Raw genomic sequence first — 17,003 nt, forward strand, 5'->3', positions numbered from 1 at the left:
TATTACTAATGAAAGAATTTATACAAACCCTTAAGAATATTTGGAGCCTTAAAGAACTGAGAGACAAAATTCTCTTTACTTTAGGTATTATCCTTGTGTATAGATTCGCATCTTTCATCTCTTTACCTGCAATTAACCTTGCAGAAGTAGGAGATCTCTTAGAGCATTATAAAAATCAAGGCGGTAACAAGCAAGGAGCAGGTCTCCTTGGCTTGCTTTCGTCGTTTACAGGAGGGGCTTTCAGCCACGCTTCTGTAATGGCGTTAGGTATCATGCCTTATATTTCTGCTTCTATTATTGTTCAGTTGATGGGGATGGCTATCCCTTATCTTCAGAAGCTTCAAAAAGACGGAGAGTCTGGTAGAAATACATTGAATCAAATTACTAGATGGTTAACTATTGGGGTTTGTCTTGTACAGGCACCTTCTTATTTAACTTCTATTACTCAATTATTCTTACCGTATGCTCAGTTCCAGTCTGCATATTTCGTAGATCCAAACTCTATTATGTTCTGGTTGCCAAGTATTGTTATCTTGGTAGGTGGTTCTGTATTTGCAATGTGGTTAGGTGAAAAAATTACTGATAAAGGTATTGGAAATGGTATTTCTATCCTTATTATGGTAGGTATTTTATCTAGATTACCAGAAGCATTTGTACAGGAAATCGCTGTACAGAACGGAAAAGGAGGATTAGGATCGATCATGATTTTGGTTGAAGTAATATTCTGGATGTTGGTTGTTCTTTTAGCAGTGGTACTATCTGTTGCTGTCAGAAAAATCCCTATTCAGTATGTAAGCAGAGCTCAGGCAAGAGGAGGTGTTAATAAAAATCTTATGCAGGGAGCAAGACAGTGGATTCCATTGAAAGTTAATGCGGCTGGGGTTATGCCAATCATTTTTGCTCAGGCATTAATGTTTGTACCTGGTTTATTGACAAAATTTGATGAGTCGAATACTTTTCTTGCAGGCTTCAAGAATGTTTTTAGCTGGCAGTACAATGTATTGTTCGCACTATTGATTATTATCTTTTCATTTTTCTATACCGCAATTACAATTCCGGTGAACCAAATGGCTGATGATTTAAAAAGAAACGGAGGTTTGGTACCGAAGGTAAGACCTGGTAAAGAGACAGCTGATTACTTAGATGACATTTTATCAAAAATTACCTTGCCAGGTGCAATATTTTTATCTATCTTTGCAGTCCTTCCAGCAATAGTGCATGGTAGTCTTGTTCAGACAGATGCGTTCGCCCTATTTTTCGGGGGAACTTCGTTGCTAATTATGGTTGGGGTGGTATTAGATACTGTTCAACAGATTAACACATATCTGCTGAATCATCATTATGATGGCTTAATGCAGTCTAAACTATCAAGATCGACTGGATATTAATTTATGGCAAAACAGAAACATATTGAACAGGATGGCGTTATTACGGAAGCACTTTCGAACGCCCAGTTCCGTGTAGAACTAGAAAATGGGCATATGCTTATCGCTCATATTTCTGGTAAAATGAGAATGCATTATATTAAACTTTTACCTGGTGATAAGGTAAAACTTGAAATGTCTCCTTACGATTTATCAAAAGGGAGAATTACATTTAGATATTAAACAAAATGCCAAATGGAATCTTTTGATCTCCATTTGGCTATTGTTAAAAAATAAATACTCAATATTGAAGTCATTTTGATGACTGTATTAGTATAAAATAATAATTATATTTCAAATGAAATCGAAAGATTCCATTTGTCCTTTTTAAAAGATTATATATATCAAATGAAAGTTAGAGCATCAATTAAAAAAAGAAGTGCTGATTGCAAGATCGTTCGCAGAAAAGGCGTTCTATTTGTAATCAACAAGAAGAACCCAAAATTTAAACAAAGACAAGGCTAAATTATGGCGAGAATTTCAGGTATTGATTTACCAAAAAACAAAAGAGGTGTTATCGGTTTAACTTACATCTATGGGGTAGGAAGAAGTACTTCTTCTGAAATCCTTAAAGCTGCCGGTATCAGCGAAGACAAGAAAGTCAACGAATGGAATGACGATGAATTGGCTGCAATCAGAAATTACATCACTGAAAACATTAAAGTAGAAGGTGAGCTTAGATCTGAAGTGCAATTGAACATTAAGCGATTAATGGACATAGGATGCCAACGAGGAATACGTCACAGACTAGGACTACCTTTAAGAGGCCAGAGAACGAAAAACAACTCGAGAACCCGTAAAGGAAAGAGAAAAACAGTTGCTAACAAGAAAAAAGCAAGTAAATAATCGTTAGGAATTATGGCAAAACAAAGTAAAGTAGTTAAAAAAAGAAAAGTAAAAGTTGAGGCTATTGGTGAAGCGCATATTCAAGCTTCTTTCAATAACATCATCATTTCTTTAACAAATAAAAACGGAGAAGTTATCTCTTGGGCATCTGCCGGTAAAATGGGGTTCAGAGGTTCTAAAAAGAACACTCCTTTTGCTGCTCAAATGGCAGCAGAAAATTGCTCAAACGTAGCTCACGAGGCTGGTTTAAGAAGAGTAAAGGTGTATGTGAAAGGTCCTGGTGCAGGTAGAGAATCTGCTATCAGAACAATTCACAATTCAGGTATCGAGGTTAGCGAAATTATTGACGTTACTCCTATGCCACACAATGGATGTAGACCACCAAAAAGAAGAAGAGTTTAATTTTTAGAATTTACCCATTATGGCAAGATATATTGGACCTAAAACAAAGATTGCTAGAAAGTTTGGTGCTGCAATCTACGGAGATGATAAGAACTTCGAGAAAAGAAAAAACCAACCGCCAGGACAACATGGTGTTAACAAAAGAAGAGGAGCAAAGAAATCTGAATACGCTGTCCAGTTGATGGAAAAGCAAAAAGCTAAATATACTTATGGTATTTTAGAAAGACAGTTTGCTAACTTATTCGAAAAAGCGCACAGAAGTAAAGGTGTAACAGGTGAAGTTTTATTACAGCTTTGCGAATCAAGATTGGATAACGTTGTATACAGATTAGGTTTTGCTAAAACCAGAGCTGGTGCAAGACAGTTGACTTCTCACAGACACATCACAGTGAATGGTGAGATCCTTAACATTCCTTCTTATTTGGTAAAAGCTGGTGATGTAATCGCTGTAAGAGAAAAATCTAAGTCTCTAGAGGTTGTTGCAGATGCTTTAGCTTCTAAAGCAAACTATGAGTGGTTACAATTCAACGATGAGAAAAAGCAAGGTACTTTCGTATCTGCTCCTGAGAGAATCCAAATCCCGGAAGACATCAAGGAACAGCTTATCGTCGAACTTTACTCTAAATAATTTTTTAATCAAATTTTTGCTCAACCCAATAATATGGCAATTTTACAATTCATAAAACCCGATAAAGTAATTCTACTTAACTCTGATGAATTTAAAGGTCAATTCGAATTCAGACCTTTAGAACCAGGTTTCGGGCTTACAATCGGTAATGCTTTGAGAAGAGTGTTGCTTTCTTCTCTGGAAGGATACGCTATTTCATCTATCAAAATAGAAGGTGTAGAGCACGAATTTTCAACGATTCCAGGAGTAATTGAAGACGTTACCGAAATTATTCTTAACCTTAAGCAGGTAAGATTAAAAGCTACGGCAGAAAACCAAACTAACGAACAGGTTGTTGCTAAAGTTTCCGGTCAAACTGTAATTACTGCTGGGGATTTAGGTAAATCGATCAACGGTTTTGAGATTCTTAATCCAGAATTGATGATCTGTAACCTAAACTCAGATGTAACTTTCGAAATCACGTTTAATGTAGAAAAAGGAAGAGGGTATGTACCTTCAGACCAGAACAAGTCAAACAATGCTCCTGTAGGAACTATTGCTATTGACTCTATTTTTACGCCGATCAAAAAAGTGCAGTACAGCATTGAAAATTATCGTGTAGAGCAAAAAACAGACTACGAAAAATTAGTATTAGATATTGAAACTGACGGTTCTATAAGCCCTCAGAATGCTTTAACTGAAGCTTCTAAGATATTGATTTATCACTTCATGTTGTTCTCTGATGAGAGAATCACTCTAGAAACTGAAGCTGTAAAGGCATCTATCCAATACGATGAAGAAACTCTTCACACAAGACAACTTCTTAAGTCTAAATTAGCAGATATGGATCTTTCTGTAAGAGCCTTAAACTGTCTAAAAGCGGCTGAAGTTGAAACATTGGGAGAACTAGTTTCTTACAGTAAGTCTGATTTGATGAAATTCAGAAATTTTGGTAAAAAATCTTTGACAGAACTAGAAGAATTAGTGCATTCAAAAGGTCTTAACTTCGGTTTCGACGTTGCAAAATATAAATTAGACGCTGATAATTAAATAATAATGAGACACGGTAAAAAATTCAATCACTTAGGAAGAACAGCTTCTCACAGAAGCGCGTTACTTTCTAATATGGCTTGTTCTCTGATTGAGCATAAAAGAATCAACACTACTGTAGCTAAAGCGAAAGCTTTAAGAGTATACGTTGAGCCTCTATTAACAAAAGCAAAAGAAGATACTACACACAACAGAAGAATTGTTTTTTCATATCTTCAAAGTAAAGAAGCGGTTACTGAATTATTCAGAACTGTAGCTCCGAAAATCGCTGAAAGAAACGGTGGTTATACGAGAATCATCAAGACTGGTTTCAGACCTGGTGATGCTGCAGATACTGCTTTGATCGAGTTAGTTGATTTCAATGAGCTTTATAATCCTAATGCTGAGGAGAAGAAGACGACAAGAAGAAGCAGAAGATCTACAACAGCTACTAAGAAAGAAGCTGTGGTTGCTGAAGCTCCTGTAGTAGAAGAAAAAGTAGAAGAGCCTAAGGCAGAAGCTACAGATTCTACTGAAGAAAAAGCTGGTGAGTAATATTCATACAGAGATATAAAAAAAACCGCTCGGATTTCTGAGCGGTTTTTTTGTACCCGAAAGTGTAATTGACTAATGTTTGAAAACGATAGATATTTGTATAAATTAAAATAATACAAACATGAAAATTTTAAAAAACAAATTATCAAAAACACTTTCCAATGAAAGTATAAGTTTTACAGACACCCCAAATAAGGGTGGTGACATGAATCCCAATACTATAATTATTCATTTTACGGCAGGTCGCAGTGCAGAAAGTTCTATTAGCTGGTTTAAAGATCCTGCTGCAAAAGCTTCGGCGCATCTTGTCATAGACAGGGAAGGAAAAATCACCCAGATGATTGAATTTGGTAAAAAAGCTTGGCACGCCGGAAAAAGCAGATGGGCAGACAGGTCAGGGTTGAATGACTTTTCGATAGGGATCGAACTAGATAATCCTGGAAGGCTAACAAAAGTAAATGATAGATTTTATTCTTGGTTCGAAAAAGAATATCCTAAGGATGTTGTGGTTGAAGGCAAACATAAACATGAAAAAAATGTAACCTATTGGCACAGTTTTACCGAAAAACAGATAGATGCATGTTTTAAAGTATGTAAACTATTAATGGAAAATTATAACGTCAAGGAAGTTTTGGGACATGATGATGTTTCACCCTACAGAAAAAACGATCCCGGTCCGGCTTTTCCGATGGAAAGCTTTCGTGCTAAATTATTCGGGCGTGATGATGATACTGCAGATATTTATAAAGTTACTGTCAATAACGTCAATATTAGAAAAGGAGCAGGTACAGAATTTGAATCTCTAAGACAACTTCAGAAAGATGCTAAAGTTGAATTCCTAAAAAGTAAGCTAGGCTGGTTTTATGTGTATGTGTTAGAAAAACCTAAAGAAGGAGAAGAACCTTTGTATGGCTGGATAAATGGATCATTATTACAGAAAGTATAATAAAAACCGCTCAGAATTCTGAGCGGTTTTTTGTTTTTTATATTTTAGTTTTTACTAATTCGATAATGTTATCACCCTGGTGAATAATTAAACTGTCACCTTTTACAATAGCTTTCATATCTGCCTTTTCGTAAATTGTCTCATTGGTTCTCGCCTCAGACTTTTCCAGTACAAAAGTCTTGTTGTTATTAGTCACTTTCAAAGTTCTTTTTTCAGGATTATAGTCATAAACAACTTTTACCAAAGTTCCGTCGGTTGCTTTATAAACATAATCTGTTTTGATGGTTTTCTTTCCATTTACATCAACATTGTAAGCAATTGTTGAATCTGCTTTTCCGTCGTCTGCGAGAACTATTTGTTCAGAATTTTCGGTTTTTACAATTCCTTTATTTCCACTCTCATTTTTTTTGCAGCTAATTTGCGATATAGCCAAAAAAGATGCAGCGATTAGAATACCTTTTTTCATTCAATATATTTTTATCATTATTAATTTAAATTAATTCCCTAATTGTGAAATTTTCTTTAAATTTAATAAAAACAAAAAACAAACCAATAATCCTGAACTCAAAATTCTAATATTACACAAATGTGTAATTGTTTCTGCTTTGTTTTCTGTTGAAATTTGTCTTAACGAAATCAAATAACATGAGCATTTCCATAGCCATAGTAGAAGACGAAAAAAACTACAACAATGCGTTGAAGAAAGTGATCGATTACCAGACTGATATGAAGGTGATCGCACAGTTTTTTGACGGAAATGCTGCTCTCAAAAATTTATCTAATCTTTCTCCTGACGTAGTCATGATGGATATCCAGCTGCAGGATATGCTTGGGATCGATATTATCGAAAAGTTGAAAAAAGATTTGCCGACAACACAATTCATTATGTGTACAAGCTTTGAGAATGACGAAATGATTTTCAATTCATTAAAAGCTGGCGCATTGGGATATCTCATCAAAGGCGAGAGTATGGATAAGATTCTGTCATCAATCCGTGACGTTTACAACGGAGGCGCTCCCATGAGTTTTTCTATTGCAAGAAGAGTTTTAGCTCATTTTGAAAAGAAAAGAATTGAAGTGAAAGATTTTGAAGAACTCACAAAACGTGAAACGGAAATCGTAGAATTGTTATCTCAAGGACTTTTATATAAAGAAATCGCAGATAAAATATTTGTAAGCATCGATACGGTAAAAAAACACGTCGGAAACATTTACAGAAAACTCCACGTCAATAATAAAGTGGAGGCTATTAATAAATTTAACTATTTTAAAAACTAGAAATTATGGATGAAAATCAAAACAATTGTGAACAATTAAAAGAATTACTAATTGAGAGAATAAGAGCGTTTCCTTGTGAAGGATTTATTGGTAACGATGGCTTTTTGAAAATTTTAATGGCGGATGAAATATCAACAGAACAATCATCAGTATTAGCAAGCAATGGACAAATATATCAAGATTATTTACCTTCATCTTTTAAAGTAAATAATCTTGATAGTATCATGCATATAGAGAAACCAAGAAATTGGAGCTACTTACATATTTATTTCATTCTTAAAGATAATAATGTCTCATTATTATTTTGGTTTAACAATGATAATGAGAATGCAAATCATAGTTCATTTGACGATAGCTCGGTTTATATATTAGATAGAGAAGATCTCATATTTGATATGAATGATGTAGCTAATTATGGAAGATATATAGATGCCTTTGAAGATTATTATCTAAATATAGCAAAATACGGAAATATTACCACTTATATTACATATCCAATGAGCAAAATTAATAATAATTTTATAAGATATGGTTCGTGTTTCTTTCTAAGAGGAGGAAGGTTTTATAATGGCTCAGTTAGACCAAATCTGATGTTGGAAATCCTTAGAATTAATTGTAATGTACCAACAATTTCAACAGGAAGATTTGCTCATTTTGATATGGGAGATTTAAGACCATAAAAATGATTATAGGAATAATATATAAAATAATTTTATTATTAGTAGCTATAAAATCATATATTTTGAGCAGAAGGTACAGCCTTTCTGCTCAAAATTATTTATTAATTTATCTGGCAGTTTCTTTTCTGACTGATACCGTTTCTTTTTTACTTTATATAATATATCCAGAATCTAAAATTGGATTATTATATAATTTATATGATATTTTTTCTATAATATATTTCTATTTTTATTTTTCTAAAATTCTAATAAATAATTTAAAAAAAATATCTTTTTTTACAACGATAATAGTTTTAATTCATATTCTATTTTTTTCGAATTTTTTAGATTTAGATTTTGATAAAAATATAGGAATAGCACTTTTATCATTTTTTATTGTCAATTCTATTTTATGGTTTTATCAGAAAATTTCTTTTTTTGATGAATACAAAATTACTGAAGACCCTACGTTTTGGATATCTACAGCATTATTAATGTGGAGTTGTTTTTTCCTTTTTAGGGTTGCCCCGATGTTTTATTTTGCAAAAGAAGATAAAGAATTTCTGCAATTTTTAAGAGAAGGGCAGAATATTATTAATATTGGGATGTATATTATGTTTTATATCTCACTAATAAAATATGAAAAGAATTTAAATTTATGACTCATATTCAGGATGATATAAAATTAGCTTACATTATTGCAATCTCAATAATGATGTTATTTGTTTGTTTTATAATTTTTGTGATTTTAATGTACAATAAAAGACAACTTCTTCATTTACGAGAAAACCAACTCAAAGAATCCGAATACCAAAACCAACTTCTCCAAAAAGAACTCGAAAAACAAAAGTCTATAGAGCTAGAACGTGAACGCATTTCTCACGACATGCACGATGATCTCGGAGCAGGAATTTCCGCACTCAAACTTCAGGCAGAATTTCTAAAACAAAAAGCAGATGACGAAGATTTAATAAACGATATCAATGAACTCCTAAAAACTTCCGAAGAAATGAATATCTCAATGCGCGAAATGCTTTGGAGTTTAAATTCAGGAAATGATACCGTTGGAAGTTTCGTTGAATATGCTAAAATTTATGCGGAGGGTTTTTTGAAAAAGACACCGATTGTGTTGACTTTTGATAGAGATCAAATTGTTTCGGAGACACCTATCTCAACAGAATTAAGACGTAGTATGTTTCTCTGTATCAAAGAAGCTTTAAATAACGCGTATAAATATAGTGGTGCAGATCAACTAAAGCTTTCGTTTATTCAGGAGAGTAAATATTTGATTATGGAAATATCAGACAATGGTAGAGGATTTAAAATAGAAAATGCATCAGGGAACGGTCTCAGGAATATGGATCGCAGAATGAAAGAATCCTGCGGAAAATTTGAAATTTCATCCACAGAAAAAGGAACTTCTATTTTTTTCAAGATTAATTTATAATCTCCTTAAAAATATTTAAAAAAGCAGCATCATTTTATGGTGCTGCTTTTTGTTGTTAGAATCACCCTTTCGTGTAATTGATTTATTTTATTGCAAGGACGAAATTTGAAGTGTAAACTTTAAAAACTATTAGCCATGAAAACTAAAATTTATTTTTATCTAACAATGATTTTTTGCAGTCCATTATTTGCGCAAAAACAAGATTCAATAGTGTACGATTTCTCAAAAGGGATCTTTGAAAAAAATGGTGTAGAGCCGGAATTTGGAAAACCGATTGTTTTTAAAATAAAAAATATCAACCGAATATTTTATAATCCTGTTATTAAAGGAATAATAGGAGAAGATCTTGATAGTACTATTGGGTTAAGAGCTCCTGCAAAAACAGATAATATAGATGGGAAAGTACCAACATCTGCAAATATTGAGTTACAGATTTTTGATAAAAAATTAGAAAAACAAAATTTTATAATTAAAAATCTATCACAATCCAAAGATTTTAGCAGCGAAGATTTAAACATATCAAATGAAGCTTTAGATTTTAAATCAAGTAAACCTGATACTGCTAATAAGTTGTATTCTGAATTCAAGAAAAAGTTATCCGTACTATCTCAAAGAATGCAAATATATGTTTATGTTATTAATAAAATGAATGGTAGTTATAATAATTATTTGGAAAAAATTAATACTCCTCATTTGACTTATGACATTTATAAAAAATTATATCAAGATTCTAATCTAAAAACAAATACATTGGATTCGTTTGAAAGATCAGCCATATTAAATGCAAAAAAACATGAGGATAAATATGTCACATTAAACGAATATTTAGAATGTAAAATCGAGTTTAAAGATTTTCTTGATTCAAAAGAAGTTCAAGATATTATTTTGGAATTTAATAGTACCGGAAATACTTTTGTTTCAGAAAACATTAAAAAAGAAATTGATGAGTGGAAAACATATATAACAAAAACAGACGTAGATATTAATAAGATGAATCTTCATCAAAAACTCAATTATGTAGAGATTGTTAATAGAGTTTTATTAAATAAAGATTCCTATGTTTATGTTTCTGAGCCAATACAAGCTTATGGAGATTATCTTAGTTTCGATATTGATATTAAAGAGAAAAAGAAAATTGATGATGAATATGTAATTTTCAGTTCAACCAAGAAATTTTCATACAAGGAGTTTGTGAAAGGCGGAATGCGTTTAGATTTTGGAGTTGGTGTGAGTCTGGATTTTGGATCGAAAAATCAAGAGTATGTAATTAATGAAGATAATGTTGGAAATAAATATCTCCTAAGTAGCACAAAAAGTGATTATTCCCCAAAGTTAGTTGGTTTGCTACATGCAAGTAAGAGAAGTAGTAACAATATTGCCTTTGGTTTTTCTCTTGGAACGGCTTTAGACGTTGCTAATTTCGATATCAGTTCAATATATATAGGTCCTAGTTTACTTTGGGGTAGATCTAATAAGGTTATATTTACTGCTGGTCCTTCGTTTAAAAAAATCAAAGAAATGAATCCCGAATTTCAGAAATATACTGGTCAAATAGCTTTGCCATCAAGTTTTAATCTTGATGAGACAAAATACGTAAACAGTTATAAGATAGGAATTTTCTTTGCAATAACTTATAACTTAACTAATACACAAAGAGGGAAATTTTTACAATTATCAACTCCTAATCCGTAAGCAATGCGTTTTGATGATTAAAAGGAATTAGCTTCAAATTTTAAAAAGCAAAATGATATACTACTTTCTTTTGAGCCTTTTCAAAGAGAGTAGCTTTTTTATCTTAATATTAACTAAAATTTAACTCAAAAAACATCAATTACCATACTTCGAATAACGAAAAAACTTATTTTTTAATTAAATTTGTCTAAACTATAAATAAACAAAAAATGAGTTACATTTCTTACATAGAAGCGAGACAGATTTTGGATTCAAGAGGAAATCCTACAATTGAAGTTGATGTATTTACAGAAAGTGGCGCGATGGGTCGTGCTGCAGTGCCTTCTGGAGCATCTACCGGAGAACATGAAGCAGTAGAATTGCGTGATGGCGGTTCTGAGTGGATGGGGAAAGGTGTTTCTAAAGCTGTAGAAAATGTAAGAGAAGTAATTGCTCCTGAGTTGGTGGGTCTTCCGGTCTATGATCAGAACCTTTTAGATCAGATCATGATCGATTTAGACGGAACAAAAAACAAAGGGAATATCGGTGCTAATGCAATTTTAGGTGTTTCTTTGGCTGCTGCAAAAGCTGCTGCTGCTGAACTAAAAATGCCTTTATACAAATATATCGGTGGTGTTAATGCAAATACACTTCCTGTTCCGATGATGAATGTAATCAATGGTGGATCTCACTCAGATGCCCCGATTGCTTTTCAGGAATTTATGGTAATGCCGGTAAAAGCAGATTCATTCTCTCACGCACTGAGAAAAGGAACTGAGATTTTCCACAACCTGAAAGCGATTCTTCATTCAAGAGGTCTTTCTACTGCAGTAGGTGACGAAGGTGGTTTTGCGCCAACTTTCAAAGGAACTGAAGATGCTTTGGATACTTTACTTCAAGCTATCGAAAAAGCGGGTTACAAACCAGGTGATGATGTAATGATCGCATTAGATTGCGCAGCTTCAGAATTCTACAAAGACGGAGTTTACGATTATAGAAAATTCCAGACTCCAGATGCAGCTCAGTTTACAAGCAGCGAGCAGGTTTCTTATTTAGCTGAATTGGCAAATAAATACCCAATCATCTCTATTGAAGACGGTATGCAGGAAAATGACTGGGAAGGTTGGAAAATGTTAACCGATAAAATCGGTGACAGAGTACAATTGGTAGGTGACGATTTATTCGTAACCAATGTTGAGAGATTAAAAAGAGGGGTTGACGAAGGAATTGCCAACTCAATTTTGGTTAAAGTAAACCAAATCGGTTCTCTTTCTGAAACAATGGCAGCAGTACAAATGGCTCAACACAATAGGTTTACATCAGTAATGTCTCACAGATCGGGTGAAACTGAAGACTCTACCATCGCAGATTTAGCAGTTGCAATGAATTGCGGCCAGATCAAAACTGGTTCTGCTTCAAGATCAGACAGAATGGCGAAGTACAACCAATTGTTGAGAATTGAAGAAGCTTTGGGGGATACTGCTTATTTCCCTGGATTAGATGCTTTTAAAATCAAAAGATAATCAATTGAATTTATAAATAACGGCGAACGAAATTTTTTGTTTGCCGTATTTTATAATAAATAGTATATTTAAAAAAAATAAATTAAATAATGTCAGACAACAAAGTTATATTGAATTACGACGGTAATTCGTATGAATATCCAATCGTGGATAGTACAATCGGAGACAGAGGAATAGATATTTCAAAATTAAGAGACCAAACAGGTCTTATTACCCTAGATTTAGGATACAAAAACACAGGTGCTACATTAAGCGAGATTACCTATCTTGATGGTGACCAAGGAGAATTGTTCTACAGAGGATATCCTATCGAGCAAATCGCTGAGAAATCAAACTTTACTGAGGTAATGTACCTTTTGTTACACGGTGAATTGCCTACAAAAGAACAATTTGAAACTTTCAACGGTAATATCAAAAAATATAACTTCGTAGCAGAGGAGATGAAAAAAATCATCGATGCTTTCCCTCGTTCTGCTCACCCAATGGGAGTTTTATCTTCTCTTACTTCTGCATTGACTGCTTTTAATCCTAAAGCTGTTAACGTACAGTCTAAAGAAGAGATGGATCTTGCTGCAGAATTGCTGATTGCTAAATTTGCTCACCTTGCAGCTTGGACGTACAGAAAAACTTTAGGTTTACCATTAAACCACGGAGATAATAGCCTGAACTATGTAGAGAATTTCTACAAAATGGCTTTCAGATTACCAAATGAAGAGTTTGAAATCAATCCTGTAGTTACAGCTGCTTTAGATAAATTATTAATCCTTCATGCTGACCACGAGCAAAACTGTTCTACATCTACTGTAAGAATGGTAGGTTCTGCTCATACAGGTCTTTTTGCTTCAGTATCAGCGGGTATTTCTGCACTTTGGGGCCCACTTCACGGTGGTGCAAATCAGGCAGTTATCGAAATGCTTGAATTAATTGAAAAAGATGGTGGAGACGTTAACAAGTGGGTGGAGAAAGCTAAAGATAAAAATGACAGCTTCCGTTTGATGGGCTTCGGACACAGAGTTTACAAAAACTTTGATCCAAGAGCGAAAATCATCAAAAAAGCTGCTGACGATTTGTTACTTGCATTGGGAATTGAAGACAAAGCGCTTGATATTGCAATGCAATTGGAAAAAGTTGCTCTTGAAGACGAATACTTCATCGAAAGAAAATTGTATCCAAACGTAGATTTCTATTCAGGTATCATCTACAGAGCGTTAGGAATTCCTACAGAAATGTTTACCGTAATGTTCGCATTAGGAAGACTTCCGGGATGGATCGCTCAATGGAAAGAAATGAGATTAAAAGGAGACCCGATTGGAAGACCAAGACAGGTTTACCAAGGTGCTCAAAAAAGAGATTACATCGATATTACCAACAGATAATATTGTTTTCTCAAATAAATTTAAAATCCCAAAGTTTTTTGCTTTGGGATTTTTTTGTTCTTTTAGTTAAAGCCTTAATTATATGTGATTTTAAATTTTTACCAATAAATATCCACAATAGAAATTATATTTTTTTTTAAAGAAAAGAGTTAGCAATCGAATAAGCTCCGTAGGAGCGTCATGTGTGTAGAAGCCCCCCCTTACCCCTAAGCTGAGCTCCGTAGGAGCGGAATGTTTGTAGCAGAGAAAAATATCATTAATCAATCCGCTCATTGATATTGTCTCCTTTATAATAAAATCAAAAATATTCAAATAAGATGAACCTAATATGATGTTTTGGTCATTCAAAAATGATGATTTCCACAAATTCTTAATGAATAATCATTTAAAATAACCCAGAATTACGAACTGTATTTTTGACCTTAAAGATAATATCCTTCAATTTCAACAGGCATCCCATATTTCTATCTAAAAAAGCGAAATTAAGCAGATAGAATTTGAATATTCCCTCAGCATTTCAAGCCAATATTTTAGGCATAAATTCTATGCATTTTATTCAATATTAAATTTTTGACTTCAACGCCGTTTCATTATATTTGTGGCTCATGCTATGTACAGAATGCTTTATTTAAAGCCAATACATCAGAAGAATTTTTATGAAACTAAATATCAAAAACGAAACCGGCAGACTAAAATCAGTAGTTTTGGGTCAGCCCAATTCAATGGGTCCGGATCCAACTTTAGAGGAAAGTTATGATGCAAAGTCATACCATTCCATCCAGCACAATATTTATCCTAAAGAAAAAGACATCATTGCTGAAATGGAAGCTTTTGAAAAAGTATTGAAAAAATACGATGTAGAAGTTCTTCGTCCGAGCATTATCAAAGATTACAATCAGGTTTTTGCAAGAGATGTTTCTTTTGTGATTGATGATAAAATGATTATTTCAAACGTCATCGCTGATCGTGCCGACGAACAAGATGCTTACCGATCAATCTTTGAAAAAGTAAAATGGAGAGATATTATTAATCTTCCCGATACTGCTCACATCGAAGGTGGAGATGTTATCGTGTGGAATGACTTTATTTTCATTGGAACTTGCTTTTCACAAGATTACAGAAATTACAAAACAGCTCGTACCAACGAATATGCAATCGAAATCTTAAAAGAATATTTTCCAAAGAAAAGAATTTTGGATTTTGAATTAAAGAAAAACGACAGAGAACCTTATCAGGGAATTTTACATTTAGATTGCACCTTCAATCCTATTGGTAGTGATAAATGTATTGTTTACAAAAACGGTTTTGTTGACGAAAGCGATTACAACTTAATCCTCGATATTTTCGGAGAAGAAAATTGTTTCCATGTCAATGACGAAGAAATGTTTGAAATGTTCCCAAATATTTTCTCAATTTCACCTGAAGTCGTTGTTTCAGACAGTTCATTTACAAGAATGAATAATCACCTCAGAAACGAATGGGGAATGACGGTTGAAGAAATTCCGTACAGAGAGATTTCTAAAATGGGAGGTTTGTTGAGGTGTTCTACGATGCCTTTGGTAAGAGAGTAACCTTGCTGGCGAGTTTTAGGGTTCTAGAGTCTGAGAATTTTGGAATTAGAGAGATATTGATATTTTTTTTATTTTTGATAAAAATACAAATATGTCAACAATTAAATTTCATCAAGATCTTAAAGTTTATCAAAAGTCTTTTGATGCCGCAATGGAAATCTATGAACTTTCGAAAACGCTTCCTCAAGATGAACGCTATTCACTTACAGATCATATCAGAAGGTCATCTCGCTCAGTTTCTGCAAATATCAGCGAAGCTTGGGGAAAGAGAAAATATGAAAAATCTTTTGTAGCAAAACTAACAGACTCTGAAGGTGAAGCGAGAGAATCACAAACTCGGCTACAGTTTTCATTAGCTTGCAAATACATTAGCGAGGAACAATTTAATAATTTAAATAATCAGTATAATCAAATAATAGGGATGTTGGTTAACATGATGAATCAATCTAAAAATTGGTGCACATTTTCACCGAAAGAGAAGTAAAGTCAGAGGTTTTAGAGCCGGATAGTGGAAGAGTTTTAGTAATAATATTTTTCAAACGACCCTCAATTGCTCACTTAATATAAAGCTCACAAACTCTCTCACTCTAAACTCTCTCACACTAAAACTAAAACAATGCAAACAACAGATACAGTATTAATGATAGAGCCGATTGCATTCGGTTATAATGCAGAAACGGCGGAGAACAATTACTTTCAGGTGGAGCAGAAAGGTGCAGACATTCAGTCTAAAGCTTTAGCAGAATTTAAAATTTTTGTTGAAAAACTGAAAAGTAAAGGAATCAATGTCATTACGATAAAAGATACCATGAATCCTCACACGCCAGATTCTATTTTTCCAAATAATTGGGTGAGTTTTCACAACGATGGAAAAGTGGTTTTATATCCGATGTTCGCTACCAACAGAAGGGTTGAACGAAGAGAAGATATCATAGAAAGCATCAAAAACCAAGGTTTTGAAGTTGCTGAAATCGACGATTGGTCATTACCTGAAATTCAGGGACATTTTTTGGAGGGGACTGGAAGTATGATTTTCGATCACGATAATAAAATAGCTTACGGCTCGGTTTCTTTGAGATTAGATGAGAATTTATTCAGAGAATTTTGTTCTAAATATGATTTCACACCTGTTGTTTTTCATTCTTTTCAAAACGTGGGAGAAGAAAGACTTCCAATATACCATACCAACGTGATGATGTGCGTGGCAGATAAGTTTGTGGTGATTTGTCTTGACTGCATCGATAACGAATTAGAAAGAAGCAAAGTCATTGAAACCATTAAAAATTCAGGAAAAGAAATTATTGAAATTTCTGAAGAACAAATGCAGCAGTTTGCAGGAAATATGCTTCAGGTTCAGAATGTAGATGGTGAAAAGTTTCTGGTGATGAGCCAAACTGCATACCAGTCATTAAATGCTGAACAAGTTTCAAATATTGAAAAATATTGCGAAATCATTTACTCAGATTTAAATACAATTGAAGTGAATGGTGGTGGAAGCGCAAGATGTATGTTGGCTGAAGTATTCCTCCCTAAAAAATAATAAGTTTTGATTCTAACAAAATATAGCTTCTGATTTTAAATCAGAAGTTTTTTATGCTGAAAACTTAAGTATATCTAAAGATTTTTTGGGAAAATTAAGATTTTTTTTAAAAAAAACTATTGATTCACC

20 protein-coding genes are annotated in these 17,003 nt (G+C 33.4%); 19 read left to right on the plus strand and 1 reads right to left on the minus strand.

What is annotated here, in order from left to right:
* Nucleotides 1-8 precede the first annotated feature (8 nt).
* The 9 genes from secY to LNP04_RS13535 all read left to right on the plus strand — a co-directional run bounded on the left by secY (nucleotide 9) and on the right by LNP04_RS13535 (nucleotide 5,809).
* Nucleotides 9-1,388 carry a preprotein translocase subunit SecY gene (gene secY, locus LNP04_RS13495; protein WP_129535101.1) on the plus strand — a complete coding sequence of 460 codons (1,380 nt, stop codon included), beginning with the start codon at nucleotides 9-11 and terminating at the stop codon, nucleotides 1,386-1,388.
* A gap of 3 nt (nucleotides 1,389-1,391) precedes the next feature.
* Complete coding sequence (gene infA, locus LNP04_RS13500) at nucleotides 1,392-1,607, plus strand: translation initiation factor IF-1 (protein ID WP_027387199.1); 216 nt, start codon at nucleotides 1,392-1,394, stop codon at nucleotides 1,605-1,607.
* A gap of 165 nt (nucleotides 1,608-1,772) precedes the next feature.
* Nucleotides 1,773-1,889, plus strand: a complete 117-nt coding sequence (rpmJ, locus tag LNP04_RS13505) for a 50S ribosomal protein L36 (protein WP_007839480.1) — start codon at nucleotides 1,773-1,775, stop codon at nucleotides 1,887-1,889.
* A gap of 3 nt (nucleotides 1,890-1,892) precedes the next feature.
* Nucleotides 1,893-2,270, plus strand: a complete 378-nt coding sequence (gene rpsM / locus LNP04_RS13510; RefSeq protein WP_047442246.1) for a 30S ribosomal protein S13 — start codon at nucleotides 1,893-1,895, stop codon at nucleotides 2,268-2,270.
* A gap of 12 nt (nucleotides 2,271-2,282) precedes the next feature.
* Nucleotides 2,283-2,672, plus strand: coding sequence for a 30S ribosomal protein S11 (gene rpsK, locus LNP04_RS13515; protein ID WP_129535100.1), 390 nt, complete (start codon nucleotides 2,283-2,285; stop codon nucleotides 2,670-2,672).
* A 19-nt stretch (nucleotides 2,673-2,691) separates the two neighbouring features.
* Entirely contained in the window at nucleotides 2,692-3,300 is a 609-nt protein-coding gene (gene rpsD, locus LNP04_RS13520) for a 30S ribosomal protein S4 (RefSeq protein ID WP_129535099.1), read from the plus strand.
* A 33-nt stretch (nucleotides 3,301-3,333) separates the two neighbouring features.
* Nucleotides 3,334-4,329 (plus strand): DNA-directed RNA polymerase subunit alpha, encoded by a 996-nt coding sequence (locus LNP04_RS13525; protein ID WP_047442244.1) that lies wholly within the window; start codon nucleotides 3,334-3,336, stop codon nucleotides 4,327-4,329.
* Between the two features lie 6 nt (nucleotides 4,330-4,335).
* Nucleotides 4,336-4,863 carry a 50S ribosomal protein L17 gene (rplQ, locus tag LNP04_RS13530; RefSeq protein WP_229983463.1) on the plus strand — a complete coding sequence of 176 codons (528 nt, stop codon included), beginning with the start codon at nucleotides 4,336-4,338 and terminating at the stop codon, nucleotides 4,861-4,863.
* 121 nt (nucleotides 4,864-4,984) lie between these two features.
* A complete protein-coding gene (locus LNP04_RS13535) occupies nucleotides 4,985-5,809 on the plus strand; it encodes an N-acetylmuramoyl-L-alanine amidase (protein WP_229983464.1) in 825 nt (274 codons plus the stop codon).
* 37 nt (nucleotides 5,810-5,846) lie between these two features.
* Here the strand turns inward: LNP04_RS13535 and LNP04_RS13540 are convergent, their stop codons facing one another.
* Nucleotides 5,847-6,275: a hypothetical protein gene (locus LNP04_RS13540; RefSeq protein ID WP_229983465.1), complete on the minus strand. Its 429-nt coding sequence runs from the start codon at nucleotides 6,273-6,275 to the stop codon at nucleotides 5,847-5,849.
* A 179-nt stretch (nucleotides 6,276-6,454) separates the two neighbouring features.
* On the opposite strand from LNP04_RS13540, the gene LNP04_RS13545 reads away from it, so the two are divergent.
* The 10 genes from LNP04_RS13545 to ctlX all read left to right on the plus strand — a co-directional run bounded on the left by LNP04_RS13545 (nucleotide 6,455) and on the right by ctlX (nucleotide 16,874).
* Complete coding sequence (locus LNP04_RS13545; RefSeq protein ID WP_229983466.1) at nucleotides 6,455-7,087, plus strand: response regulator transcription factor; 633 nt, start codon at nucleotides 6,455-6,457, stop codon at nucleotides 7,085-7,087.
* 5 nt (nucleotides 7,088-7,092) lie between these two features.
* Entirely contained in the window at nucleotides 7,093-7,767 is a 675-nt protein-coding gene (locus LNP04_RS13550; RefSeq protein ID WP_229983467.1) for a hypothetical protein, read from the plus strand.
* Nucleotides 7,768-7,769: 2 nt separating this feature from the next.
* Nucleotides 7,770-8,408 (plus strand): hypothetical protein, encoded by a 639-nt coding sequence (locus tag LNP04_RS13555; protein ID WP_229983468.1) that lies wholly within the window; start codon nucleotides 7,770-7,772, stop codon nucleotides 8,406-8,408.
* An 89-nt stretch (nucleotides 8,409-8,497) separates the two neighbouring features.
* Entirely contained in the window at nucleotides 8,498-9,193 is a 696-nt protein-coding gene (locus tag LNP04_RS13560) for a sensor histidine kinase (protein ID WP_229983469.1), read from the plus strand.
* Nucleotides 9,194-9,328: 135 nt separating this feature from the next.
* The gene (locus LNP04_RS13565; protein WP_229983470.1) at nucleotides 9,329-10,885 is read left to right on the plus strand and encodes a hypothetical protein; all 1,557 of its coding nucleotides are present in this window, start codon (nucleotides 9,329-9,331) and stop codon (nucleotides 10,883-10,885) included.
* Between the two features lie 209 nt (nucleotides 10,886-11,094).
* Nucleotides 11,095-12,387, plus strand: a complete 1,293-nt coding sequence (gene eno / locus LNP04_RS13570) for a phosphopyruvate hydratase (RefSeq protein ID WP_229983471.1) — start codon at nucleotides 11,095-11,097, stop codon at nucleotides 12,385-12,387.
* An 89-nt stretch (nucleotides 12,388-12,476) separates the two neighbouring features.
* Nucleotides 12,477-13,763, plus strand: coding sequence for a citrate synthase (locus tag LNP04_RS13575; RefSeq protein WP_229983472.1), 1,287 nt, complete (start codon nucleotides 12,477-12,479; stop codon nucleotides 13,761-13,763).
* Between the two features lie 656 nt (nucleotides 13,764-14,419).
* Entirely contained in the window at nucleotides 14,420-15,334 is a 915-nt protein-coding gene (locus LNP04_RS13580) for a dimethylarginine dimethylaminohydrolase family protein (protein ID WP_229983473.1), read from the plus strand.
* A 91-nt stretch (nucleotides 15,335-15,425) separates the two neighbouring features.
* The gene (locus LNP04_RS13585) at nucleotides 15,426-15,818 is read left to right on the plus strand and encodes a four helix bundle protein (protein ID WP_229983474.1); all 393 of its coding nucleotides are present in this window, start codon (nucleotides 15,426-15,428) and stop codon (nucleotides 15,816-15,818) included.
* Between the two features lie 132 nt (nucleotides 15,819-15,950).
* Complete coding sequence (ctlX, locus tag LNP04_RS13590) at nucleotides 15,951-16,874, plus strand: citrulline utilization hydrolase CtlX (RefSeq protein ID WP_229983475.1); 924 nt, start codon at nucleotides 15,951-15,953, stop codon at nucleotides 16,872-16,874.
* Nucleotides 16,875-17,003: the final 129 nt, after the last annotated feature.

The sequence above is a fragment of the Chryseobacterium sp. C-71 genome (assembly GCF_020911865.1).
GTDB lineage: Bacteria > Bacteroidota > Bacteroidia > Flavobacteriales > Weeksellaceae > Chryseobacterium.